This is a genomic window from Gordonia alkanivorans NBRC 16433 (assembly GCF_000225505.1).
GTDB lineage: Bacteria > Actinomycetota > Actinomycetes > Mycobacteriales > Mycobacteriaceae > Gordonia > Gordonia alkanivorans.
The window spans coordinates 60,252-86,420 of sequence record NZ_BACI01000048.1; the positions used below are offsets into that span (position 1 = coordinate 60,252).

Genomic DNA, 26,169 nt, shown 5'->3' on the forward strand with positions numbered 1-26,169 from the left:
ATCGGAGGTTCTGGGTAACGGCTGTCACCCAAAACGTAGGTCGGAGGTACGACGGTGTCAATGGGACGAACAAAAAGAACCGTCCCAAATTGCAGGTAGGGGCGCTGCGCAGCTAGAGCTGCACCGCCTCGGGTGCGTCGGCGCACAGTCCCTCACCCGCGAGCAACGTGAGGTAGCTCGGATGGTCGGGGTCGAGGACCAGGCGCTGCCTGCGGCCGCGTGCCTTGATCAGGTCGGGCACCACCGTGAGGTAGCGGGGCAGGCTCGCCGCGTAGACGTCGACGCGTAGGCGGTGCCCCGGCTGCAGGACCGCGTCGGTCGGGACCAGGTCGACGTCGATGCGGACCGGCTCGTCGGCGGGCACCGGCAGCTTGCGCTTGTGCGACAGGTAGTGGTGCGCCGAGAGCAGGCTGCCGTCGGCCGCGTAGGTCGACTTGCTGCGGTCCAGTGCGCGATTCGACGCGGAGAGGGCGCCGTTGGTGAGCACCGTCGACGTGCCGTCGGGCGCAACGTCGTTCACGGTCACCGCCCAGATCGCCTCGTGGGCGGTGGTTGCGACGTTGAGTCGCAGGTTCATCGCGCCGCTGATCGGGGTGGCCTCGAGAACCGGGCCGGTGGTGAACGACAACGCGCCCCGCTCCTGGAAGCGTGCGTCCTTGGCGTAATCGGCGCCGAGGACCATCGTGGCGCCGGCGGTCACCTGGGTCATGTCGCGCGATCGGAGACCGCGGATGTCGGGGCGGATGTGCAACGACGAGACACCCTGTGCGGGAGTCGAACCCAGCGAGCCGTCGTGTACCGCATGGTCGGCGGTCGACGAGGCATCGGCCGTCAGGTACAACCGCTTCGGCTCGACGCCCGGGCGGGGGAAGTTCTGTCCGGCGGTCCACGCACCTCCCTGCTGCAGCATCGTGACCGGCCCGTAGTGCTCGACGCCGTTGCGGTGCCCCTTGAGCCAGCGGTCGAACCAGGCGCGTTCGAGGACGTCCAGACGCGGTGGCGCGAACTTGCCGCCGTATCCCGAACCGACGTCGAGGTGATAGCCGTCGCCGACGATCATCTGCTTGCGGCCCGGTTCCATGTTCAGCCGCTCGTAGACGCCGGTTGCACTGCGGCCGAACAGGTCATGCCAGGCGCCGACGGTGAACGTGGGTGCCTCGATGCGGTCGACGATCGGGTCGCGTTCGTCGAAATACGGGTCGTCGAAGATGCGCGGGTCGCGGGCGGTGAGGAAACCCCAGAGCAGCGAGGGGATCTCGGTGGCCGGCGACTTCACCCGGTCGATGGCCCACCTCAACGCGTGACCGCTGGTGATGTCCCGAATGATGTTGGCGGGGTTGGGCACCCACTTGAGCATGTTCACCGCCGACAGCCACACCGGGATGAACGCCGAAGGCATGCCGCCGGTGATGTAGATGTCGCGGACGATGTCGTCGCAACCCTCCACTGCGAAGACGGCTTTCAGCTGCGGCGGGCGCTTGTCCGCGGCCTGTAGCGAGTTGATCGCCGAATACGACCAGCCGGCCAGGCCGACGGTGCCGTCGCACCAGTCCTGCTCGCTGACCCAGTCGATGATCTCGACGGAGTCCTCCTGCTCGCGCGGGCCGAGGATCTGCCACTTGCCGTGGCTCGCACCGGTGCCGCGGACGTCGACGACGACCTGTACGTAGCCGCTGCGCACCAGGTTGCGGTTGATGCCGAAGACGTCGAAGACGCCCCCCGACAGCGTCTGGGTGAGGGTGGTGAGGCCCTCGAGTGCGGTACCGGCCGCATCGATCGACGCCGACGCGGTGTGCAACGCCTTGCCGAGGACGGGAGCGTGCAGCGCCTGGTCGACGAAGTCGATGGCGGCCCGGTTGTACGGGTTGATGTTGATGATCGCGGGGTACGGGGTGAGGACCGTCTGGCCGAACCGGTTGGCCGGACGGATCACGGTGGCACGCAGGACGACCCCGTCGCTCATGGTGATCGAGACGTCGCGGTCGATGACGACGCGCGGGTACAGCTGCTTGCCGTCGACCTGTTCACGCCAGCGGATGCCGTCGGCTCCTCCGGTGGGGTCGCCGAGGGGGAGGGTACCGAAATGGGGTGCTTCCGTGGGACGTCGCGAAGGCGAAGGGGCCGGCCGCGCACGGCGTTCCGCGGGATCCAACTGATACGTCATGGTGCACCACCCTGCCTGGGGTGAGAGGTGTCGCACCGCGAGTGCTGCTGGTCGAGATGGCCGGGTGGACACCGACACCCCTTCGTGTCGGTCGTGGGCGCCGGACCCGCTCCGCTGGCGGCGGATGTCAGTGTGTTCCAGGTCACCTCACGCGTTCGCTGAAGAATAGCTCAGCGCCGGTATCGGATGGCTAACCAGGTGGCCTCGGTTTGGCCATCGGAGGTCTACGGCCGGTCACATTCCGGTAGCGACAGGTCGATCGCGGCCGCCGCCTCGAGGACCATCCACGCCGACAGCTGCACCGACAGATCGCGTTCGGGGACCTCCGAGGGCATCACCGCACCCGCCACGAACTGGGCTTTCTTGCCGGCGGCCGTAGGGATGACGGCCCTGCTGCGCCAGTCGCTGCCGAACACGACGCGGCCGCGGACCTCGGTGCGGTTCGCCCACGCCGCATCGGCACTCGAGGCCACGATTCGGGCTGCCCGGGCACGCAATTCATCCGATCCGTCGACATCCGGGAGGTCGGTGGCGATGAGCCCGAGATAACGGGCGAGCACCCCGTGGAACAGGCCGCCGTCGCCACCGCCGCCGCCCTTGATCACCCCGTCGGTGCAGGAGTGCTTCTCGACGGCACCGAGGAGGCGGGCCAGACGGTCCAGATGGCGCTGTCCGCCGGTCGCGCGGAAGGCCTCGAGTTCGGCGCCGAGGACGACGCCCTGACAGTAGGTATAGGTGCCGGTCTCGGCCTTCAGCGAACCGTCGGGCTGCTTCTTCAGGCCGTCGATGACGAGGTGCGTCTTCGGGTCGATGAGGTTGGCGTCCATCCAGTCACACATCGCGACCGCGCGTTCGACGTGACCGGTACGGGCGACCAGGATGGCCGCGGGGCCGTTCGCCGGGGCGTTGAAGAACTGGTCGGTGGTGCGCCAGGGGATACCGCCCCCGTCCTCGGGAACCCAGGCGTCGAGCATGCGCCGGGTCAGGACCTCCAGGCCGCGTCGATGGTCGAGGTCGAGGTGACGGTCGGCGCGTTCGATCGCCAGTCCCAGCCACGCCATGTCGTCGTAGTAGTTGTTCGTCCACCGTCCGAGGTTGCGCACCTTGATCCCGCGCAACACCCGGTTGGCGTCGTCGGCGACATCGGGGTCGAAGGAGCGGTCTCCGTGTGCGGAACCTTCGGGTCTGTGGATCGCGGCGTCGACGAGGAGGTCGACGAGATGTGCGTGCCACCAGTAGTGCCAGGATCCGAGATGCGCCGCGACGAACCCGATCGGCCAGGCGACCGCCGCCGTCCGCGTCGCCGGCAGCCAGAAGGCGCGCTGCAGATGCCGCGCCGCGACGGCGTCCATGGCGGCCTGCGCGCGCTCGTTGGCGTCGTGCGCGTCGGTCGATTTGGTTTGTTCCCCCACAAGGACGTAGCCTAGTCGTCGGTGTGATGCACAACCGTGCGTCGTATCGGTTCAACCAGAGACCGTTGGTCGTCGGGAACTCCCGAACGAAGGCGCGACGAAGTCGCCGGCCCACGCAGGATGAACGAGGAATGTGGTCCCACACATCAGTGTGCGTCTTCACGCCCCGTGCCTGCGTGCCGGGGCGTTTGTCATTTCCGCCCTCGATCGCCTCCACGGCCCGTCGCTCAGTTGAACCCGACCAACTCAAGTGACGAGGAGAGGAGGCGAAGTATGGCCAAGTCCGAAAAGGTCGCCGCTGTTGCGGAGATCGCAGAGCAGTTCAAGGGCTCCTCGGCGGCAGTGGTCACGGAATACCGTGGACTCACCGTCACCCAGATCTCCCAGCTGCGACGTTCCCTCGGCGAGGGTGCAACCTACTCCGTCGCCAAGAACACCCTGGTGAAGCGTGCCGCAGCTGATGCGGGCGTGGAAGGGCTCGACGAGCTGTTCACCGGTCCGACCGCCATCGCCTTCATCGAAGGTGAGCCGGTTGTGGCCGCGAAGGCGATCAAGACGTTCGCCAAGGACAACAAGGCTCTGGTCATCAAGGGCGGGTACATGGACGGCCGCGCGCTGTCCGTTGCCGAGATCGAGCAGATCGCCGACCTTGAGACCCGTGAGGTCTTGCTGGCCAAGCTCGCCGGCGCCATGAAGGGCAACTTGGCTAAGGCAGCCGGTCTGTTCAACCAGCCGGCATCGCAGGTCGCGCGTCTCGCAGCGGCCCTGCAGGAGAAGAAGAACGAAGCCGGCGAATAACTCGCCGCACCAAGCCAATCCCCGGACCGTACGGGGATGCACACCAACCCCGTACGGGGACTTACAGGAAGGACGCCACCATGGCGAAGCTCACCGCTGACGAGCTCATCGAGCAGTTCAAGGAACTGACCCTGCTGGAGCTCAGCGATTTCGTGAAGAAGTTCGAAGAGGTCTTCGAGGTCACCGCGGCCGCTCCGGTCGCCGTTGCCGCTGCCGGTGCCCCGGCTGCTGCCGGTGGCGAGGCCGCTGCCGAGCAGGACGAGTTCGACGTCATCCTCGAGGGTGCCGGCGACAAGAAGATCCAGGTCATCAAGGTCGTCCGCGAGGTCGTCTCGGGTCTGGGCCTGAAGGAAGCCAAGGACCTCGTCGAGGGTGCTCCGAAGGCTCTCCTGGAGAAGGTCGACAAGGACGCCGCCGAGGCTGCCAAGGCCAAGCTCGAAGAGGCCGGCGCCAAGGTTTCCGTCAAGTAAGACTCTTCTTACGCGACTCACGAGCCCGGGACAGCATTGCTGTCCCGGGCTTGTTGCTGTTTGGGCACTCGACTCTCGTGGCGGCCTGACTTCCAGACCTCATTTCGACGTTGCGACCTCGATCGAAGTCGCAGCGTCGAAATGAAGTCTGAGAGTGGCTCGCTCAGGCGGCCGCGAGCCCCAACTTCACGAGCCAGGGTCTCAGGAGGCCGACCAGCTCTCCTCGTTCGAGCTCGGCCCACGTCCAGCGGACCACCATGATCCCCATGGCTCGCAGGGCGTCCTCGCGCCGCTTCTCGCGTAGCAGTGCCTCTCGTGGGGTCTCTCCGGGGCGCATTCCGTACTTCTGGAGTCCGTCGAACTCGCCGACGAGCCGACCGTCCCAGTCGAAGTCCGCCCGCGCCTCGCCCTGTGATGTCCGGAACCTGTGCTGCAGGCGTGGGACGGGGAGTCCGGCTGCGATCATCTGGGCGCGGCTCCACGATTCACCTACGCTCTCCGACGACGAGTCGGCGAACGACAGGGCGCGTCGTGCGATTCTGGTCCCGGGCCGCCGTGATCGTGCGTCGAGGATGGCTGTCATGGCCGATGGATCGGCCTTCATCGCCAGCGCTCGGTCGAAGGCCACGAGTGCTTGCGCGAAGTCGCCGTTCGTCGCGACGTCGACCGCAGTGCGCTCGAGTGTCGTCACCTCGATCCCGTCGACGATCTTGATCTCGGCGGATGTCAGCGGACCGTTGTGCACATGTCGGTGGCCGCGCACGAAACCGCCCGCGTTCGACTTCTTGGTGAGATGGACAGCTTCGCGGTCGGGGTGGAGGAGTTCCAGGCCGAGGATGGCTGCGGCCGAATCATGACTCAGCGTCGTCGTGCCGCGATCGCGCGCCGAGGTCGCCACCGCGATGGACCGCAGGCGATGGGCCGCGGTGGGATCGGCAGTGTCGGGGGTGGCTTCCACGTAGACCCCTGGCGCCAGTCGGATCAAGTCGCCCCCGTCCACCGCCGCTGCGACGGTGTCGTCGGTGATGCCGACCCGCAGCGTCGATTCGCGCCGTATGAGTCCGTGTCGATCGGTCGGGAACCAAGTCATGAGGATTGGACGCACGAGGCGCCTTCTCGGTTCAATTTCCATCGCCGAAACGGACACTTCCCGAGTGACCTGGGACTCTGCGTCCGGCATCACATCCGGCGCTGATGTCCGACTTCCCTCACTTCGTTCCATCGGCTAATGTCATCGACGCAGCGAGAGTTACCGGCTGGTAGCTTTCGCGGGCGCAAGCTGAGTGACTCCGGTCGCATGGTTGGTGGTCCCTGGTCGGTTACAGTGACCCCAACCACAAATGCCACCGGTGGGTGTGCGGTCACACCGTGGCCGCCTTCGGGGGCAGCGATCGTCTGGAGGAAGTTGTGGGTGTAGAGGTCAGTGTCGAGGGGCTCACCAAGTCGTTCGGTTCTCAGAACATTTGGCGTGATGTCACTCTGACCCTCCCGGAGGGGGAAGTCTCCGCGCTGCTCGGTCCGTCGGGTACCGGTAAGTCGGTGTTCCTGAAGACCTTGATCGGTCTGCTGCATCCCGAGCAGGGTTCGGTGATCATCGACGGCACCGACATCACGCAGTGTTCGGCCAAGGAACTCTATGAGATCCGCAAGCTGTTCGGTGTGCTGTTCCAGGACGGTGCGCTGTTCGGTTCGATGAGCCTGTTCGACAACATCGCGTTCCCGCTTCGTGAGCACACGAAGAAGAAGGAGAACGAGGTCCGCGACATCGTGATGGAGAAGATCGACCTGGTCGGTTTGACCGGTGCCGAGGACAAGCTCCCCGGTGAGATCTCCGGTGGTATGCGCAAGCGTGCCGGTCTGGCCCGCGCGCTGGTGCTGGATCCGCAGATCATCCTGTGCGACGAGCCGGACTCGGGTCTGGATCCGGTGCGTACCGCCTACATCTCGCAGCTGTTGATCGACATCAATGCGCAGATCGACGCGACGATCCTGATCGTGACGCACAACATCAACATCGCCCGGACGATCCCGGACAACATCGGCATGCTCTTCCGCAAGGAGCTGGTGATGTTCGGTCCGCGCGAGCAGTTGCTCACCTCGGAGCAGCCGGTGGTCAAGCAGTTCCTCTCCGGTGATCGTTTCGGTCCGATCGGCATGTCCGAGGAGAAGGACGAGGCCGTCCAGAAGCAGGAAGAGGCCATGCAGGCCGCGGGTATCTCCGGTGGTGGTACCAAGGAGGACTTCACCGAGATCATCCCGCAGGTGCAGCCCAATCCCGGTATGCCCGAACGTAAGGCGATCGCCCGTCACCGTGAGCGCGTCCACGCGATGCTGCCCGACCTGCCGGAGAACGCGCAGGAAGCGATCCGCCGCAGCCAGGAGCAGGAAGACCAGATCCGCGAGGAGAGCCGCGCGCACGCCGAGGACATGGCGGGCGGCGGCGGCGGACGCCACGGCGGAGACAACGAGTGGACCAGCGCTCCCGCCGGGAACGTGGCCGTCGCCGACGCCAAGACCGACGTCATCGACTACGGCGGCAGCGATGCGCCCACCGAACAGTGGCAGACGCCCGGTGGCGGCGACGCACTGACCAAGCCCAGTCATCGTGCTGCTGACGGGAACGAAGGGCGGACCATCCAGGGATGACCAATGCCACCACGCGTGGCGTCGACCGAATCGCGCAGGCCGGAACAGGTGCTCTCGCCCAGACCGGCAATATCGTTCAGCTCTTCGTCGATGTTGCACGCCAGACCTTTGTGCGCCCGTTTCAGTGGCGGGAGTTCATCCAGCAGGCGTGGTTCATCGCCAGTGTGACGATCCTGCCGACCGCCCTGATCGCGATTCCGTTCGGCGCAATCGTCTCCTTGCAGACGGGTTCGCTGATCAAACAGCTCGGCGCCGAGTCGTACACCGGCGCGGCCAGCGTGTTGGTCGTCATCCAGCAGGGGTCGCCACTGGTGACCTCGCTCCTCATCGCGGGTGCGGCCGGATCGGCGGTTGCCGCCGACCTCGGTTCGCGCACCATCCGTGAGGAGATCGACGCCATGGAGGTGCTGGGCATCAACCCGATCCAGCGCCTCGTGGTCCCACGTGTGCTGGCCATGGTCCTGGTCGCGATGCTGCTCAACGGCCTCGTCGCCGTGATCGGTATCGGTGGTGGTTACTTCTTCAACGTGGTGGTGCAGGGCGGCACCCCGGGCGCCTATCTGGCGTCGTTCGGTGCGCTCGCCCAGCTGCCCGACCTGTACGTGTCGACGCTGAAGGCAGCCATCTTCGGTGTGCTGGCCGGCGTCGTCGCCTCCTACAAGGGGCTCAACCCCAAGGGTGGCCCGAAGGGTGTGGGTGACGCCGTCAACCAGAGCGTCGTCATCACATTCCTGCTGCTGTTCCTCGCCAACCTGATCATCACGGCGGTCTACCTGCAGATCGTCCCACCGAAGGGGAGCTAGCGTGACCGATGGTGGCGGCGGCGTGACGATCGCCAAGAGCAGGCCTGAGTACTACATGTACGAGGCCCGCAAACAGCTGGGCAAACCGCTCAAGGTGCTCGACGGTGCCGGCGAGCAGATGTCGTTCTACGGCCGCACGCTGGCGTGGATGCCGAAGACGCTGGTGCATTACACCCGTGAGGTCCTGCGCCTGCTCGCCGAAGTGGCCTTCGGTTCGGGCGGACTCGCGGTCATCGGCGGAACCATCGGCGTGATGGTGCTGATGTCGGGCTTCACCGGCGTCGTCGTCGGCTTGCAGGGTTACGCCGCACTCGACCAGATCGGGTCGCAGGCCCTGACCGGCTTCCTGTCGGCCTACGTGAACACCCGTGAGGTGGCGCCCCTCGTCGCAGGCCTCGCCCTGTCCGCGACCGTCGGCTGTGGCTTCACCGCCCAGCTCGGCGCCATGCGTATCTCCGAGGAGATCGACGCCCTGGAGACGATGGCCGTGCCGTCGATCCCGTTCCTGGTGTCGACCCGCGTGATCGCCGGCTTCATCGCCGTCATTCCGCTGTACGTGCTGGGTCTGTTGTCGGCGTATCTCGCCTCGAGAGTGGTGACGACCGTCTTCAACGGGCAGTCCGGCGGCTCCTACGACCATTACTTCAACCTGTTCCTGCCGCCGGCCGACGTGCTCTGGTCGTTCGGCAAGGTGCTGGTCTTCGCCTTCGTCATCATCCTGGTGCACTGCTACTACGGCTACTACGCATCCGGGGGTCCCGCAGGTGTGGGCGTGGCCGTCGGTCACGCGGTCCGAGCGGCGCTGGTCCTCATCGCCGTCCTCGACTTCTTCCTGGGACTCGCGATCTGGGGCACCACCACGACCGTGCGAGTGGGGGGTTAGCAGATGGCGGTCCTGCGCCGACGACTGCTCGGCTTGGTCTTCTTCATCGTGGTCGCACTGTTCCTCACCGCGACCATCACCAAGTTCAACAAGACGTTCCAAGACTTCACCGACGTCACCCTGCTGACCGACTCCACCGGCAACGCGCTTCCCGCGAACGCCGACGTGAAGGCGCGCGGCATGGTCGTCGGCGAGGTCCGCGAGGTCAAGCCGGCGCCCGACGGTTCGGTGGAGGTCATCCTCGGCCTCGATCCGACCAAGGCCTCGGAGCTGTCCGACAAGACCACCGCGCGCATCCTGCCGAAGACGCTCTTCGGTGAGCGGTACGTGGCGTTGCAGGTTCCCGAGGACAACAACGGTCCGACGCTGAAGAACGGCGCAACCATCGAGACCGACAAGAGCGGCAATGCTCTCGAGGTCCAGCAGTTGTTCGACGACCTGCTGCCGGTGCTCGAGGCGATCCCGCCGCAGGATCTCAACGCCACGCTCACCTCGCTGTCGAAGGCGCTGTCGGGTCGCGGCGAGCAGATCGGCACCACGCTCGAGGAGCTCGACCAGATCTTCGGCGAGGTCAACAAGAACCTGCCCGACCTCGAGGGCACCCTCGAGGGCCTGGCCACCTTCTCGCAGACCTACTCGCAGGCGCTGCCCGACGTCGTCGACGCGCTGGACTCGTTCCGCACCACGTCGAACACCATCGTCGGACGGCAGGGCGATCTGCGGACCCTGATCGCCACGCTCGGTGTGGCCTCCGATGACCTCACCGGTTGGCTCCGCCAGAACCGAACCGACCTGATCGACCTCGCCGTCGATTCCGAACAACTGCTCGTCGGGCTGGCCAAGCAGTCTCCGACGTTCGTGTGCACGTTCCGCAATTTCGCCGGTCTGATCCCCGAGTCTCGAGTCATCGTGGGCGAGGGCACCAAGAACCCGGGCGTGCGCGTGAACCTGCAGTTCGTCAATCCCCGTGGCCGATACCTACCGAACCAGGACGAACCCCGCTTCATGGACCTCGATCCACCCGCCGTGTGCTACGAGCCCGCCAAAAACGGTCGCCCGTTCCCGCAGTACCCGGGTGGCGGCCTCGCCGACGGCAGCTACCAGCCGCCGTCACGCAACGCAGGCCCGCGCACCGTCAAGACGCTCCCGCAGCCGCAGTTCAGCGGCATCCCCGCGGGATCGGTCGAGCCCAACCCGTTCGATGACCCGGACTACCGCAAGCAGCTCCAGGTCATCTACGGCGCGACCACCGGTGAGACGCCGGAGTCGGTGCCGACCTGGGTCACGATGCTCGCCGGCGGCGCCCTCCAGGGAGCGAAGGTCGACATCAAATGAGGTCGATCATCGCGCCCCTCGTCAAGCTGATCGTCTTCGCGGTCGTCACCGTGGTCACCACCAGCCTGCTCGCGCTGACCATCGCGAACGCCGGTGGTGACGGTGACGCGAAGTTCAAGGCCGTCTTCACCGACGCCACGCTGCTCAATGCGGGCGACGACGTCCGCATCGCGGGCGTCCGGGTGGGACAGGTGGAGAAGGTCGAGGTCTACGACCGCAACCGGGCCATGGTCTCGTTCAACGTCGACCGTGACCGGCTGCCGGACGGCACCCAGCTCTACATCCGCTACCGCAACCTCACCGGTCTCCGGTACCTCGGTCTGGAGCGGGGGGCGGGCGACCCGACGAAGACCGTGGCGCAGGGCCACACGTTCGGGCTGGAGCCGGGCCGCACCGACACGCATCCGCCGGTGAACCTCACCGAACTGTTCAACGGGTTCCGTCCGCTGTTCCAGCAGCTGTCGGCCGAAGACGTCAACAAGCTGACAGAGCAGATCATCGCGATCTTCGACGGTCAGGGCGGCTCGATCACGCGCCTGGTCAGCGACACCGCGGACCTGACGAATGCGATCGCCGACAAGGACAAGGTCATCGGTGACCTGATCGGCAACCTCACCAAGGTGCTCGACACGGTCAACCGCAACGACGCGCAGTTCACCAGCCTCCTCGACAACACCGAGAAGCTGGTGACCGGCCTTGCCGCACAGCGCGGTTCGGTGGGCTCGGCAATCTCGTCGGTGTCCAACCTGACCTCGGTGACCGCGAACATCCTCGGTGCGACGCGACCCTCCATCCAGGGCGACATCGCCGGTCTGAAGTCGCTCGCCGATCAGATCAACAAGCGCGACAAGGACATCGAGCAGACGCTGACCAACCTGCCGATCAAGCTGCAGAAGATCGGCCGGGCCGCGACCTTCGGTTCCTGGTTCCAGTTCTATCTGTGCGGCATCGACATCGTCGCCGGCAACGGCAAGTCGACGGTGCTGACACAACCGCTGGTGCCGTTGCCCGACATCAATCACGTGCTCTACACCAGCGCCGCGACGCGCTGCTGGACCGACGAGAAGCCAGGGGGGTGACCACGATGGCAGACCAGAACGACAACCAGGACGACGCAGCCCGGGCGGATGCGCCGAAGAAGCACCCCCATCGCCGGTTCGGTGGTCGACGCAGTCCGGTGAGCATCGGTGCCATCGGCATCCTGATCCTGATGATGCTGGGACTCAGCGCGTTCTACCTGACCGACGTCCCGTTGCTCGGTGCCGGAGCCCGCTACACCGCGAAGTTCTCCGAGGCCGCCGGGCTCAAGCCCGGTAACGAGGTGCGCGTCGCCGGTGTGAAGGTCGGTGAGGTCGACGCGGTGAAGCTCAACGGCGACAAGGTCGACGTGACCTTCAAGGTGGAGAACACCTGGATCGGCGACCAGACGCAGGCGTCGATCCAGATCAAGACGATCCTGGGTCAGAAGTTCCTGTCGCTGAACCCGCGCGGCAGCGAGCCCGCCGATCCCGACGTCCCGCTGACCGACACGGTCGCCCCGTACGACGTCATCGAGGCGTTCTCGGCCGCCGCGAATCAGATCGAGGACTTCGACAACGACCAGCTGGCCGAGTCGATGCGCGTGCTCTCCGACGCCTTCTCGGGCACCGCGGGCACCACCGGTCCGGCGCTCGACGGGCTGGCGCGTCTGTCCAACACGATCGCCAGCCGCGACCAGGAGGTGCAGAAGCTCCTCGCCGCCACCAAGGACACGTCGAAGCTGCTGGCCGACCGCAACGAGGAGTTCGTGCGCCTCATCGGCGGTGCGGGACAGCTCCTCGACGAGCTCAACAACCGGCAGCAGGCCATCTCCGCGCTGCTCGCGAGCACGACGAGCCTCGGCGACTCGCTCACCGGCATCGTGCGCGACAACGAGGAGCAGATCGGGCCGGCGCTCGACGCGCTGAAGGGCGTCAATGAACTGCTGCAGCGTCAGAACCAGAACATCCGGGACTCGATCAAGTACATGGCGCCGTTCTACCGGCTCTACGCCAACGCGCTCGGCAACGGCCGCTGGCTCGAGTCGACCGTGGTGAACCTCCTGCCGCCGGCCCTGCCGCAACAGAACACCACACGTCCGCCGAACAAGAAGACGCTGGAACAGAACAACGGCGGAACGGAGGCAGGCTGATGACCGCGCCAGACCTCACACAGACCTCCGGTCCCGGCCGGTGGTTCACACCGCGCCACATCGTGGCGCTCGTCCTCGGGCTGATCATCGCGCTGGTTGTCGCCGGCGCGCTGTGGTGGGTGTTCTCTTCGATGGGGACCACCAAGATCACCGCGACATTCAAGCGTTCCGTCGGCATCTACGAGGGTTCCGACGTGCGCATCCTCGGCGTCGCCGTGGGCAAGGTCGACTCGGTGACTCCACAGGGCGACACCGTGAAGGTGACGATGACCGTCGACCGCGGCATCACGCTGCCCGAGGACGTCCGTGCCGTGCAGGTGATCCCGTCCGTGGTTGCCGACCGCTACATCCAGCTGACCCCCGCCTACTCCGGCGGACCGAAGGCCTCCCGCGACATCACCCTCGATGTGAACCAGACGATGGTTCCGGTGGAGGTCGACGAGTTGTATCGCAGCGTCAAGGAACTGTCGGACGCGCTCGGTCCCGACGGCGCCAACAAGCAGGACGGCACCGGCCGCCAGGGCGCGGTGAGCGAACTCGTCGCGACCAGTGCCGCCAACCTCGAGGGCAACGGCGAGAAGCTCGGCGAGGCCATCGAGAACCTGTCGAAGGCCACCACGACCCTCAGCGATTCGCGGGGCAACCTCTTCGACACCGTCAAGAACCTCAACACCTTCGTCGGCGCGCTGCGCGAGAACGATGCCCAGGTGCGGCAGTTCAACACGCAGATGGCGTCGTTCAACAAGTTCCTCGCCGGCGAACGCGACCAGCTCGCGTCGGCCCTGAACAAGCTGTCGTTCGCCCTCGGCGACGTGGCGGAGTTCCTCGACGACAACCGCGAGCAGATCGGCGAGACCGTCAAGGACCTGCAGCCGACGACGCAGGCGCTGCTCGACGAGAAGAACAACCTCAAAGAGGTCCTCACCGTCCTGCCGATCACCATCAGCAATCTGATCAACGCCTACGACGCGGAGTCGGGAACCCTGTCGATGCGCCTGACGATCCCGGATCTGCAGGACCTGATCGGTGCGCAGTGCCGCCTGCTCGACCTCGGTCAGTTGCTCCCGGGCAACCCGCAGGCCACGCAGTTCAGCAACACGCTGCGTCCGCTGATCAGCCAGTGTGAGGCGCTCGGCAAGCAGATCACCGACGGTGTGCTCGAGCCGCTGCTGCCCGTGCTGCCCTTCGGCATCATGAGCAACAACAAGCTGCAGAAGGCGCCCGTGCCCGGCACGGTTCCCGGTAACCCGGATCCCGAGATCGGAACCCCGTCGTCGCGGACTCCCGCGCCGCCGGCGGCACGCGCACCCGCATCGTCGTCGACCACCAAGTCGACCACCCCACGTCCTCGGGGAGGCAACTGATGAACCGACGCACCATGCGGATGACGCTGGCCGGCGCGGTCCTGTCGCTGACCGTGCTGGTGTCGGGTTGTATGTCCAACGGCATCCAGTCGCTGCCGCTACCCGGCGGCGTCGACACCGGCGACAACGCACGCACCTACAAGATCCAGTTCGACGACGTGCTCGACCTGGTGCCCCAGTCGATGGTCAAGCGGGACGGCATCCCCGTCGGCCGCGTGACCGCGGTCGAGGTGCCTGATGACCAGTGGTTCGCCCAGGTCACGGTCGAGGTCAAGAACGAGGTCGACCTGTCCGACAAGGCCGAGGCGAGCGTTCAGCAGACCTCGCTGCTCGGCGAGAAGTTCGTGTCCCTGTCCGAGCCGGACGGCAGCGCCGACGCGCCGCGGCAGAACCCGGCCCAGCCGATCCCCACGTCGCGAACCCGTACCGCGACCGACATCGAGCAGGTTCTCGGAGCGCTGGCGCTGCTGCTGACCGGCGGCGGCATCAACCAGATCCAGCCGATCGTCACCGAGCTGAACAAGACGCTCGACGGCCGGGCCGGCAAGGTCCGCGACCTCATCGACCAGACCGAGAAGCTCATCGCCGGCCTCAACCGCCAGCGTGACGACATCATCGGCGCGATCGACGGCCTCGCCGACCTGTCCGAACGGACCGCGGCGCAGACCGATCAGATCGACCGCATCCTCAAGCAGCTGCCCGAGGGCATCGAGGTGCTGGAGGAGCAGCGTCCGCAGTTCGTCGACCTGCTGACCAAGCTCGACCAGCTCGGTCAGGTCGGCACCGACGTGCTCGGCAAGTCGCGCAAGGCGCTGATCAACGACCTCAAGGCACTGCGTCCCGTGCTCACCCAGCTCGCCGCTGCTGCGCCCGATGCGATCACCGCCGCACCGCTGGTCCTGACCCATCCGTTCCCGGACTGGCTGCTGCCCGGTGTCAAGGGCGACTCGACCAACCTGTTCATGACGTTGGACCTCCGGCTCCTCAACCAGCTCGAGGCGCTCGGCGTGGGGCAGGGGACACCGAAGTACTCGCCCCCGGCCCGGGTGAAGGTGCCTGTCGATCCGCGGAACCCGTACTACAACGGCAACGGACCGCGCTACGGCTGGCCGACGATCACCCTGTTGCCGCCCGGCCCTAACTGGCGTCCCGGACCGAACACCCCGCCGTCCGGCGGTCGCTACCCGGCGGCATCGTTCTCCCGGTCCGCCGACGGCGCCGGCCCGATGCCCACACCCGCCAAACCCGGACAGGGCGTTCTCGACGGCCCGCTCGCGGCGATGGGTCTGGCGCCGAAGTCGCAGACCCCTGAGGCACCGACAGGAGCAGGACGATGATCAGCAAGCTCGTCAAGATCCAGCTGATCGTGTTCGTCGTCGTCGGCCTGGTGGCGCTGGTCTATGTGGGCGCGAAGTACGCGCGACTCGACAAGCTGGCCGGCGTCGGCATGTACTCGGTCACCGCGCAGCTGCCCGACTCCGGCGGCATCTTCACCAACGCCGAGGTCACCTACCAGGGTGTGCCGGTGGGGCGCGTCGGCGGACTCACGCTGACCAAGTCCGGCGTCGACGTGAAGCTCGACATCGACAAGGGCGGCCCGGACATCCCGGCGTCGGCGACCGCCGTCGTCGCCTCGCGATCGGCGATCGGTGAGCAGTACGTCGACCTGCAGCCGACGACCTCGTCGGGTCCGTACCTCAAGGCGGGCGACGTCATCACCAAGTACCAGCTGCCCGAGCCGCTCGAGGACGTCGTGAAGTCGGCCATCGACTTCACCTCGTCGATCCCGGTCGACGACCTGCACACGGTCATCACCGAACTCGGCAAGGCGTTCAACGGTCAGAGTGAGAACCTCACCCGCCTGGTCGATTCGCTCGGCAAGCTGTCGCGCGCGGGCGTCGACAACCTGCCCGAGGTCGTCTCGCTCATCCAGGATTCCAATGTCGTGCTCGCCACGCAGGCAGACCAGTCGGATGCGATCCTCACGTGGTCGCGGAACCTCGACCTGGTCACCGCGACCCTCGCGAGCTCCGACCCCGACCTCCGACGTCTGCTCACCACCGGCACGCTGTCGGCCACGCAGATCTCCGAGCTGATCCAGAAGAACGGCAACGACATCTCCAAGGTGGTGAAGGATCTCGCCGAGGTGTCCCGCACCATCGAGCCGGCGACCTACAACATCTCGACGACCTTCGCGATGCTCTCCGCTCTGTCGGCGGGCAGCCACTCACCGGCACCCGGCGACGGCCAGATCCACTTCGGCGTCGTCCTCGAGACCAACAACCCGGCGGCCTGTACGCGGGGCTATGGCGGCACCGACGCGATCATGGCGGAGATGCGGCGCAAGAACCCGAACTTCGACAAGCACTACGACGCCTTCCCGTTCAACACGGAGGCCAAGTGCACTGTGCCGCTGGGCAACCCGACGGGTGTGCGCAGTGCGGAGCGTGCGAAGTACGCCAACCCGGCGTACCCGCAGCCGTGGGATTCCACGCCGAAGAAGGACCCCGACAAGCTGAACCTCAACCCGCTGGCCCAGCAGCTCGCAGCGCTGCTCGGCGTGCGGCCCAAGTAGACGACGCAGGCCTTCCAGGGCTCCGGTTCCGCTTCGTGCGGACACTCGGGCCTTGGCCTGCGCTCAGGAGCGATCTATACAGTGTCTTCTGCTATGACTGGCACCCCCGAACCCACAGGTTCTGCATCGACCGGCTCGACCGATCCGGATGCAGGTCCGACCGAGAAGAACACCGGCACCCGACCCGCGCTGAGGCGGCTCGCAGGCGTCGCGCCGCTTGCGCTGGCGATCGTCGCGGTGATCGCGGCGGTGGTGTGCGTGGCCGTGTTCGGAGTGCGTGCCTACGACGTCTATGCCAACCAGTACCCGGCGCAGCAGACGCGTGACGACGCGACCCAGGCGGCCGAACAGGCCGTCCTCAACATCACCACGATCGATCCCGCCGACCTCGACGGTTTCCGGGAGCGCGCCGAGGCGTCGCTGACCGGCAAGGCCAAGAACGAGGTGCTCGGCGGCAAGGACGGGAGCGTCCTCGACATGCTGTCGAATGCCGGCCCGGACGCCGCCAAGCTGAGCGCCCGCCTGGTGCGCAGCGCGCCGAGCGAGGTCAACCCCGACGAGGGCAAGGCGAAGGTCCTCGTCTACGTCATCACGACCCTCGAGCGGCCCGGCCAGCCCGGCGTCGACGAGACGCGCGGATTCGACGTCAGCATGATCAAGGACGGCGACACCTGGAAGGCCGAGAACCTCCTCGGCCTGGAAGGCATCGCCTACGCCGACGCGGGACAGTCGGGTAACGGACAGGCGCCCGCGCCGGCACCGGGAGGCGGAAACTGATGGCCCAGAACCCGAAGAAGCCCGCAGGCAAGCGTCGTCCGACGCCGAAGGTCGCCGGACACACCCGTGCCACGCAGCCCGGGCAGACACCCGATGCCCCCGAGGTCGATGCGTCGGCACCCGCGCTCCCTGAGGTGCAAGGAGCGAAAGCCGCCGGGCCGGGCGAGCGGAGCGAGTCGACGAGCCACGAAGGGTCCGGTGACGACACCTCGAGCTCCGTCGACGCCGCCGACACCGACACCGCCCCCGCGAAGCCCGACCTCACCAAGCCGAAGACCAGGCCCGTCTCCCGGGTCTCGACCCTGCGTCCCAGCGCAGCCGGCAGAACCGATGAGGACACCTCGTCGAACCGCCCGATGGGCCGGCCCGGCCGGCAGGGGAGTGCCGAGGGCAGGAAGAAGCGTACGGCCCCGCTCGCGGCGATCCTCGCCGCGGCCGCGGTGGTCCTCGGCATCGTCGCCGTGGTCCTCGCCTTCCATCCCGGTGCCGACGTGGGTCCCAACAAGGCCTTCGTCGACCAGGAGGCCACGTCGCAGTTGACCGGGCAGGCGCAGGAACGGATCTGCGCGATCTTCGGTTACGAGCACACCGAGCTCGACGCCTGGCAGAAGCGTGCCCAGGATGCGTTGACCGGTCAGGCGCGGGAAGAGTTCGACAAGACCTTCAAGGCGCAGAAGGACCTGATCACCCAGACGAAGACCGGTGCCGAGTGCCGGGTCGACGCCCTCGGCGTCAAGGATCTGACCGGCGGCGGCGACGGCGCCCACGCGACCGTTATCGCGAACATGATCATCAGCGAGACGCAGAACAGCATGGCCACCAACAGCGGTGCCCCGCGTGCGCAGTTCGCCATGGTCAAGGAGGGCGACACGTGGCGGATCCAGGGCGTCGAGCCCTTCTGATCCGGGCGTGACCGCCAGGCGGTCGGACGACTCCGGGGACAAGTTCGCGAAATTGGCGCGTACCGCTTGACGTTTCGGCGTTGTCAGGCCAGGCTGTGACCAGCGATTGACGTGCAGGCAGCCACCCGTGCGAAATCGTTTCTCGACGGACTTGACAAAGGACGTCTATTTTCTGCTACAGTTGGACGTTGCGCTGGCTGCCTCCTGTCCATCTATCGATCCTTCTTCGGCCACTCCTTGTATGTGTGTGCTGCGGTGATCGCCGATCTCAGGGTGTCACCAGCGAACGGCCCATCAAGCCACCGCACATCTAGGTTGTGAATAACGTCGTGTTGGAAGGACGCATCTTGGCAGTCAACCGCCAGTCCACCTCAACAATCCCCGGCGCGCCGCATCGCGCGTCGTTTGCAAAGATCAGCGAGCCGCTGGAGGTTCCCGGCCTCCTCGACCTCCAACTCGATTCCTTCGAATGGCTCGTCGGGTCCCCGGAGTGGCGCGCCAAGGCGATCGCCCGCGGAGAAGAGAACCCGACGGGCGGGCTGGAGGACATCCTCCACGAGCTGTCCCCGATCGAGGACTTCTCCGGGTCGATGTCCCTGTCGTTCTCCGAGCCGCACTTCGACGAGGTCAAGGCCTCCGTCGAGGAGTGCAAGGACAAGGACATGACCTACGCGGCGCCGCTGTTCGTCACCGCTGAGTTCATCAACAACAACACCGGTGAGATCAAGTCGCAGACCGTCTTCATGGGCGACTTCCCGATCATGACCGACAAGGGCAGTTTCATCATCAACGGCACCGAGCGTGTCGTGGTGAGCCAGCTGGTCCGCAGCCCCGGTGTGTACTTCGACGCCGCGATCGACAAGGCCACCGAGAAGACCCTGCACACCGTCAAGGTGATCCCGGGTCGCGGTGCGTGGCTGGAGTTCGACGTCGACAAGCGCGACACCGTGGGTGTGCGTATCGACCGCAAGCGCCGTCAGCCGGTCACCGTGCTGCTCAAGGCCCTCGGCTTCACCACCGAGGAGATCACCGAGCGCTTCGGCTTCTCCGAGATCATGATGTCGACCCTGGAGAAGGACAACACCGCCAACCAGGACGAGGCGCTGCTCGAGGTCTACCGCAAGCTGCGTCCGGGTGAGCCGCCGACCAAGGAGTCCGCGGAGAACCTCCTGGAGAACCTGTTCTTCAAGGACAAGCGCTACGACCTCGCCCGTGTGGGCCGCTACAAGGTCAACAAGAAGCTGGGTCTGACGGGCAACCCGATGACCGGCGAGTCGACCCTGACCCGCGAGGACATCATCGCGACCGTCGAGTACCTGGTGCGTCTGCACGAGGCCGACCCGCACACGACCACCTACATGACCGTCCCCGGTGGTGTGGAGGTTCCCGTCGAGGTCGACGACATCGACCACTTCGGCAACCGTCGTCTGCGTACCGTCGGCGAGCTGATCCAGAACCAGATCCGCGTGGGCCTCTCGCGTATGGAGCGTGTCGTGCGTGAGCGCATGACCACCCAGGACGTCGAGGCGATCACCCCGCAGACCCTGATCAACATCCGTCCCGTCGTGGCGGCGATCAAGGAGTTCTTCGGCACCAGCCAGCTGTCGCAGTTCATGGACCAGAACAACCCGCTGTCGGGTCTGACCCACAAGCGTCGTCTGTCGGCGTTGGGCCCGGGCGGTCTGAGTCGTGAGCGTGCCGGCCTCGAGGTGCGCGACGTCCACCCGTCGCACTACGGCCGTATGTGCCCGATCGAGACCCCTGAGGGTCCGAACATCGGTCTGATCGGTTCGCTCTCGGTGTACGCACGGGTCAACCCGTTCGGTTTCATCGAGACCCCGTACCGCAAGGTCGTCGACGGTGTCGTCACCGACGAGATCCAGTACATGACCGCTGACGAGGAGGATCGCTTCCTCATCGGTCAGGCCAACACCAACTTCGACGGCAGCGGCCGTATCACCGACGAGCGTGTGCTGGTGCGCAAGAAGGGCTCTGAGGTGGAGTTCGTGGGCGCCACCGATGTCGAGTACCTCGACGTCTCGCCGCGCCAGATGGTGTCGGTCGCGACCGCGATGATCCCGTTCCTCGAGCACGACGACGCGAACCGCGCCCTGATGGGTGCGAACATGCAGCGTCAGGCCGTGCCGCTGGTGCGCAACGAGTCGCCGCTGGTCGGTACCGGTATGGAGCTCCGTGCCGCCGTCGACGCCGGTGACGTCATCGTGTCGTCCAAGACCGGTGTGGTGGAAGAGGTCTCGGCCGACTACATCACCGTCATGTCCGACGACGGCACCCGTGACACCTACCGGATGCGCAAGTTCGCGCGTTCGAACCACGGCACCTGCGCCAACCAGCGTCCGATCGTGGACGAGGGCCAGCGCGTGGAGGCCGGCCAGGTCCTCGCCGACGGCCCCTGCACCGAGAACGGTGAGATGGCGCTCGGCAAGAACCTGCTCGTGGCGATCATGCCGTGGGAGGGCCACAACTACGAGGACGCGATCATCCTGTCGCAGCGACTCGTGGAAGAGGACGTCCTGACCTCGATCCACATCGAGGAGCACGAGATCGACGCCCGCGACACCAAGCTCGGTGCCGAGGAGATCACCCGGGACATCCCGAACGTCTCCGACGAGGTCCTCGCCGACCTCGACGAGCGCGGCATCGTGCGCATCGGTGCCGAGGTCCGCGACGGCGACATCCTGGTCGGCAAGGTCACCCCGAAGGGCGAGACCGAGCTGACCCCGGAAGAGCGTCTGCTGCGTGCCATCTTCGGTGAGAAGGCCCGTGAGGTTCGCGACACCTCGCTGAAGGTGCCCCACGGCGAGACCGGCAAGGTCATCGGCGTGCGCGTGTTCAGCCGCGACGACGACGACGATCTCGCGCCGGGCGTCAACGAGCTGGTCCGCGTCTACGTGGCCCAGAAGCGCAAGATCCAGGACGGCGACAAGCTCGCCGGTCGTCACGGCAACAAGGGCGTCATCGGCAAGATCCTCCCCCAGGAGGACATGCCGTTCCTGCCCGACGGCACCCCGGTCGACATCATCCTGAACACCCACGGTGTCCCGCGTCGTATGAACATCGGTCAGATCCTGGAGACCCACCTCGGGTGGATCGCCAAGGCCGGCTGGAACATCAACGTGGCCGAGGGCGTCCCGGAGTGGGCCTCGAACCTGCCCGAGGACATGTACTCGGCGGAGCCCGACACCAACACCGCCACCCCGGTGTTCGACGGTGCGCGTGAGGAGGAGCTGACCGGACTGCTGTCCTCGACGCTGCCCAACCGCGACGGTGAGGTCATGGTCAACGGCGACGGCAAGGCGACGCTGTTCGACGGTCGTTCCGGCGAGCCGTTCCCGTACCCCGTGGCGGTCGGCTACATGTACATCATCAAGCTGCACCACCTGGTCGACGACAAGATCCACGCTCGTTCGACCGGTCCGTACTCGATGATCACCCAGCAGCCGCTGGGTGGTAAGGCGCAGTTCGGTGGTCAGCGCTTCGGTGAGATGGAGTGTTGGGCGATGCAGGCGTACGGCGCCGCCTACACCCTGCAGGAGCTGCTCACCATCAAGTCGGACGACGTGGTGGGCCGCGTGAAGGTCTACGAGGCGATCGTCAAGGGCGAGAACATCCCGGAACCGGGTATCCCCGAGTCGTTCAAGGTGCTTCTGAAGGAACTTCAGTCGCTCTGCCTGAACGTCGAGGTGCTCAGCTCCGACGGTGCCGCCATCGAGATGCACGACACCGACGACGAGGACCTGGAGCGCGCTGCTGCCAACCTCGGAATCAACCTGTCGCGCAACGAGTCGGCAACCGTCGACGACCTCGCCAACTGATCCTCACCACTGACAACAGAGCTCTGGAAAGGTAACAAGTGCTCGACGTCAACTTTTTCGACGAACTGAAGATCGGCCTGGCCACGGCCGACGACATCCACAACTGGTCATACGGTGAGGTCAAGAAGCCGGAGACGATCAACTACCGCACGCTCAAGCCCGAGAAGGACGGCCTGTTCTGCGAGAAGATCTTCGGACCGACCCGCGACTGGGAGTGTTACTGCGGTAAGTACAAGCGCGTCCGCTTCAAGGGCATCATCTGCGAGCGCTGCGGCGTCGAGGTGACCAAGGCCAAGGTGCGCCGTGAGCGCATGGGCCACATCGAACTGGCCGCCCCGGTCACGCACATCTGGTACTTCAAGGGTGTGCCGAGCCGGCTGGGCTACCTGCTCGACCTGGCGCCGAAGGATCTCGAGAAGATCATCTACTTCGCCGCCTACGTGATCACCGCCGTCGACGACGAACTGCGTCACAACGAGCTCTCGACCCTCGAGGCCGAGATGGAGGTCGAGAAGAAGGCCGTCGCCGATCAGCGCGACGCCGACCTGAACGAGCGTCAGCAGAAGCTCGAGCAGGATCTCGCCGAGCTCGAGGCCGAGGGTGCCAAGGCCGACGTGCGCCGCAAGGTGCGCGACGGTGCCGAGCGCGAGATGCGTCGTATGCGCGACTCCGCTCAGCGTGAGCTCGACGGTCTCGAGGAGATCTGGGACAAGTTCGTCAAGCTCGCCCCGGGCGACCTCATCATCGACGAGAAGCTGTACCGCCAGCTCGAAGAGCGCTACGGCGAGTACTTCCAGGGTTCGATGGGTGCCGAGGCGATCAAGAAGCTCCTCGAGACCTTCGACATCGACGCCGAGGCCGAGTCGCTCCGCGAGACCATCCGCAGCGGCAAGGGCCAGAAGAAGCTCCGTGCTCTCAAGCGCCTGAAGGTCGTCGCCGCGTTCCAGCAGTCGGGCAACTCGCCGCTGGGCATGGTCCTCGACGCCGTGCCGGTGATCCCGCCGGAGCTGCGTCCGATGGTTCAGCTCGACGGTGGCCGCTTCGCGACCTCCGACCTGAACGACCTGTACCGCCGCGTCATCAACCGCAACAACCGCCTCAAGCGTCTGATCGACCTCGGTGCCCCTGAGATCATCGTGAACAACGAGAAGCGGATGCTGCAGGAGTCGGTCGACGCCCTGTTCGACAACGGCCGTCGTGGCCGTCCGGTCACCGGCCCGGGCAACCGCCCGCTGAAGTCCCTGAGCGATCTGCTCAAGGGCAAGCAGGGTCGCTTCCGTCAGAACCTCCTCGGCAAGCGTGTCGACTACTCGGGCCGTTCGGTCATCGTCGTCGGCCCGCAGCTGAAGCTGCACCAGTGTGGTCTGCCGAAGCTGATGGCTCTCGAGCTGTTCAAGCCGTTCGTGATGAAGCGTCTGGTCGACCTGAACCAGGCCCAGAACATCAAGTCGGCCAAGCGCATGGTCGAGCGTCAGCGCCCCGCGGTGTGGGACGTCCTCGAAGAGGTCATCTCCGAGCACCCGGTTCTGCTGAACCGTGCACCGACGCTGCACCGCCTCGGCATCCAGGCCTTCGAGCCGCAGCTGGTGGAGGGCAAGGCCATCCAGCTGCACCCGCTCGTGTGTGAGGCCTTCAACGCCGACTTCGACGGTGACCAGATGGCCGTGCACCTCCCGCTGTCCGCGGAGGCGCAGGCCGAGGCACGCATCCTGATGCTGTCGTCGAACAACATCCTGTCGCCGGCATCGGGCCGCCCGCTCGCCATGCCGCGTCTGGACATGGTGACCGGTCTGTACTACCTGACCTCCCTCAAGGAGGGTGCGGAAGGCGAGTACACCCCGGCGACCGCCGACGACATCGAACGCGGTGTCTACTCGAGCCCGGCCGAGGCCATCATGGCCGTCGACCGCGGTCAGCTCACCGTCCAGTCGCGCATCAAGGTGCGTCTGACCGGTCAGCGTCCGCCGGCCGAGGTCGAGGCCGAGCTGTTCCCCGAGGGATGGCGTTTCGGTCAGCCGTGGACCACCATCACCACGCTGGGCCGCGTGCTCTTCAACGAGCTGCTGCCGATCGAGTACCCGTTCGTCGACGAGCAGATGCCGAAGAAGCGTCAGGCCGCGATCATCAACGATCTCGCCGAGCGCTACCCGATGATCGTGGTCGCCCAGACCGTCGACAAGCTCAAGGACGTCGGCTTCTACTGGGCCACCCGTTCGGGCGTCACCGTGTCGATGGCCGACGTGCTCGTGCCGCCGCAGAAGGCGGAGATCCTCGACCGTTACGAGGAGCGCGCCGACGGCCTGGAGCGCAAGTTCCAGCGCGGTGCCCTCACGCCGGACGAGCGTCGCGACGCACTGGTGGAGATCTGGAAGCAGGCCACCGAAGAAGTCGGTAAGGCCATGGAGGAGTACTACCCCGAAGACAACCCGATCATCATGATCCCGAAGTCAGGTGCCACCGGTAACCTGACGCAGGTTCGTAACCTGTCGGGCATGAAGGGTCTGGTGACCAACCCGAAGGGTGAGTTCATCCCGCGTCCGATCAAGTCCTCGTTCCGCGAGGGCCTGACCGTCGCCGAGTACTTCATCAACACGCACGGTGCCCGTAAGGGTCTGGCGGACACGGCTCTCCGTACCGCCGACTCGGGTTACCTGACCCGTCGTCTGGTCGACGTGTCGCAGGACGTCATCGTTCGCGAGACCGACTGTGGCACCGAGCGCGGCATCAACGTGCCGCTGGGTGAGAAGCAGCCGGACGGCTCGATCATCCGCGACGCGCATGTCGAGACCTCGGCGTACGCACGCACCCTGGCCGCCGATGCGGTCGACGCCGACGGCAACGTCGTCGTCGAGCGCGGCCACGATCTCGGCGACCCGGCCATCGAGGCTCTCCTCGCGGCCGGCATCGCCCAGGTCAAGGTCCGGTCGGTCCTCACCTGTGCCACCGGCACCGGTGTGTGTGCGCACTGCTACGGCCGTTCGATGGCCACCGGCAAGCTCGTCGACATCGGTGAGGCCGTCGGTATCATCGCGGCCCAGTCGATCGGTGAGCCCGGTACCCAGCTGACGATGCGTACGTTCCACCAGGGTGGCGTCGGTGACGACATCACCGGTGGTCTGCCTCGTGTCCAGGAGCTCTTCGAGGCCCGCGTCCCCAAGGGCGTCGCGCCGATCGCGGAGGTCTCCGGCCGGATTCGCCTCGAGGACGACGACCGCTTCTACAAGATCACGATCATCCCGGACGACGGTTCCGAAGAGGTCGTCATCGACAAGATCTCGAAGCGTCAGCGTCTGCGCGTGTTCAAGCACGACGACGGAACCGAGCGGCTCCTCGCCGACGGTGACCACGTCGAGGTCGGCCAGCAGCTCATGGAGGGCTCGGCCAACCCGCACGAGGTCCTGCGTGTCATGGGTCCCCGTCAGGTGCAGATCCACCTGGTCAACGAGGTCCAGGAGGTCTACCGCAGCCAGGGTGTGTCGATCCACGACAAGCACATCGAGACGATCGTTCGTCAGATGCTGCGTCGCGTGACGATCATCGATCACGGTGCGACCGAGTTCCTGCCCGGTTCGCTCGTCGAGCGTGCCGAGTTCGAGGCGGCCAACCGTCAGGTGGTCACCGAGGGTGGCGAGCCCGCAGCCGGACGTCCGGTGCTCATGGGTATCACCAAGGCCTCGCTCGCGACCGAGTCGTGGCTGTCGGCGGCGTCGTTCCAGGAGACCACGCGTGTCCTGACCGACGCGGCGATCAACAGCCGCAGCGACAAGCTGATCGGTCTGAAGGAGAACGTGATCATCGGTAAGCTGATCCCGGCCGGTACCGGTATCAACCGTTACCGCAACATCCAGGTTCAGCCCACCGAAGAGGCACGTGCCGCGGCCTACGCGGTGCCGTCGTACGACGACACCTACTACAGCCCGGACGGCACCTTCGGTGCTCCGGCCGGCGCTGCGGTGCCGCTGGACGACTACGGTTTCTCCAACGAATACCGGTAAGCCGTAATTCAGCTGAAAAGCCCTCGCACTCGTTGAGTG

18 protein-coding genes are annotated in these 26,169 nt (G+C 66.1%); 15 read left to right on the top strand and 3 right to left on the bottom strand.

Annotated elements, in window-relative coordinates; all coding sequences use genetic code 11:
- Positions 1 to 112: 112 nt before the first annotated feature.
- Together GOALK_RS07660 and GOALK_RS07665 are read right to left on the bottom strand one after the other, a co-directional pair.
- Positions 113 to 2,164 carry a CocE/NonD family hydrolase gene (locus GOALK_RS07660; RefSeq protein WP_006358231.1) on the bottom strand — a complete coding sequence of 684 codons (2,052 nt, stop codon included), beginning with the start codon at positions 2,162 to 2,164 and terminating at the stop codon, positions 113 to 115.
- 224 nt (positions 2,165 to 2,388) lie between these two features.
- Positions 2,389 to 3,576, bottom strand: a complete 1,188-nt coding sequence (locus GOALK_RS07665; RefSeq protein WP_006358232.1) for a glycoside hydrolase family 76 protein — start codon at positions 3,574 to 3,576, stop codon at positions 2,389 to 2,391.
- A 273-nt stretch (positions 3,577 to 3,849) separates the two neighbouring features.
- Here GOALK_RS07665 and rplJ point away from each other — a divergent pair, with 273 nt between their 5' ends.
- Positions 3,850 to 4,374: a 50S ribosomal protein L10 gene (gene rplJ, locus GOALK_RS07670; protein ID WP_006358233.1), complete on the top strand. Its 525-nt coding sequence runs from the start codon at positions 3,850 to 3,852 to the stop codon at positions 4,372 to 4,374.
- 80 nt (positions 4,375 to 4,454) lie between these two features.
- Positions 4,455 to 4,844, top strand: coding sequence for a 50S ribosomal protein L7/L12 (gene rplL, locus GOALK_RS07675; protein ID WP_006358234.1), 390 nt, complete (start codon positions 4,455 to 4,457; stop codon positions 4,842 to 4,844).
- A 163-nt stretch (positions 4,845 to 5,007) separates the two neighbouring features.
- Here rplL and GOALK_RS07680 read toward each other — a convergent pair whose 3' ends face one another.
- A complete protein-coding gene (locus GOALK_RS07680) occupies positions 5,008 to 5,934 on the bottom strand; it encodes a type IV toxin-antitoxin system AbiEi family antitoxin (RefSeq protein WP_035753266.1) in 927 nt (308 codons plus the stop codon).
- Positions 5,935 to 6,251: 317 nt separating this feature from the next.
- On the opposite strand from GOALK_RS07680, the gene GOALK_RS07685 reads away from it, so the two are divergent.
- From GOALK_RS07685 to GOALK_RS07745, 13 genes are all read left to right on the top strand, one after another.
- Entirely contained in the window at positions 6,252 to 7,490 is a 1,239-nt protein-coding gene (locus GOALK_RS07685) for an ABC transporter ATP-binding protein (RefSeq protein ID WP_035753406.1), read from the top strand.
- Positions 7,487 to 8,293, top strand: a complete 807-nt coding sequence (locus tag GOALK_RS07690; protein WP_006358237.1) for an MlaE family ABC transporter permease — start codon at positions 7,487 to 7,489, stop codon at positions 8,291 to 8,293. Before GOALK_RS07685 ends, GOALK_RS07690 begins: the two co-directional genes overlap by 4 nt.
- Position 8,294: 1 nt before the next feature.
- Complete coding sequence (locus tag GOALK_RS07695) at positions 8,295 to 9,176, top strand: MlaE family ABC transporter permease (protein ID WP_006358238.1); 882 nt, start codon at positions 8,295 to 8,297, stop codon at positions 9,174 to 9,176.
- Positions 9,177 to 9,179: 3 nt separating this feature from the next.
- The gene (locus tag GOALK_RS07700) at positions 9,180 to 10,511 is read left to right on the top strand and encodes an MCE family protein (protein ID WP_006358239.1); all 1,332 of its coding nucleotides are present in this window, start codon (positions 9,180 to 9,182) and stop codon (positions 10,509 to 10,511) included.
- Complete coding sequence (locus tag GOALK_RS07705) at positions 10,508 to 11,590, top strand: MCE family protein (protein ID WP_006358240.1); 1,083 nt, start codon at positions 10,508 to 10,510, stop codon at positions 11,588 to 11,590. Before GOALK_RS07700 ends, GOALK_RS07705 begins: the two co-directional genes overlap by 4 nt.
- A gap of 5 nt (positions 11,591 to 11,595) precedes the next feature.
- Positions 11,596 to 12,681, top strand: a complete 1,086-nt coding sequence (locus GOALK_RS07710; protein ID WP_006358241.1) for an MCE family protein — start codon at positions 11,596 to 11,598, stop codon at positions 12,679 to 12,681.
- Positions 12,681 to 14,045 (top strand): MCE family protein, encoded by a 1,365-nt coding sequence (locus GOALK_RS07715; RefSeq protein WP_006358242.1) that lies wholly within the window; start codon positions 12,681 to 12,683, stop codon positions 14,043 to 14,045. Before GOALK_RS07710 ends, GOALK_RS07715 begins: the two co-directional genes overlap by 1 nt.
- Positions 14,045 to 15,382: an MCE family protein gene (locus GOALK_RS07720; RefSeq protein WP_006358243.1), complete on the top strand. Its 1,338-nt coding sequence runs from the start codon at positions 14,045 to 14,047 to the stop codon at positions 15,380 to 15,382. Before GOALK_RS07715 ends, GOALK_RS07720 begins: the two co-directional genes overlap by 1 nt.
- Complete coding sequence (locus GOALK_RS07725; RefSeq protein ID WP_006358244.1) at positions 15,379 to 16,620, top strand: MCE family protein; 1,242 nt, start codon at positions 15,379 to 15,381, stop codon at positions 16,618 to 16,620. The genes GOALK_RS07720 and GOALK_RS07725 overlap by 4 nt, the downstream gene beginning before the upstream one ends.
- 93 nt (positions 16,621 to 16,713) lie before the next feature.
- The gene (locus GOALK_RS07730) at positions 16,714 to 17,397 is read left to right on the top strand and encodes a hypothetical protein (protein ID WP_006358245.1); all 684 of its coding nucleotides are present in this window, start codon (positions 16,714 to 16,716) and stop codon (positions 17,395 to 17,397) included.
- A complete protein-coding gene (locus GOALK_RS07735; RefSeq protein WP_006358246.1) occupies positions 17,397 to 18,299 on the top strand; it encodes a hypothetical protein in 903 nt (300 codons plus the stop codon). The genes GOALK_RS07730 and GOALK_RS07735 overlap by 1 nt, the downstream gene beginning before the upstream one ends.
- Positions 18,300 to 18,646: 347 nt before the next feature.
- Complete coding sequence (gene rpoB / locus GOALK_RS07740) at positions 18,647 to 22,135, top strand: DNA-directed RNA polymerase subunit beta (protein WP_006358247.1); 3,489 nt, start codon at positions 18,647 to 18,649, stop codon at positions 22,133 to 22,135.
- Positions 22,136 to 22,173: 38 nt separating this feature from the next.
- A complete protein-coding gene (locus GOALK_RS07745; RefSeq protein WP_006358248.1) occupies positions 22,174 to 26,130 on the top strand; it encodes a DNA-directed RNA polymerase subunit beta' in 3,957 nt (1,318 codons plus the stop codon).
- Positions 26,131 to 26,169: the final 39 nt, after the last annotated feature.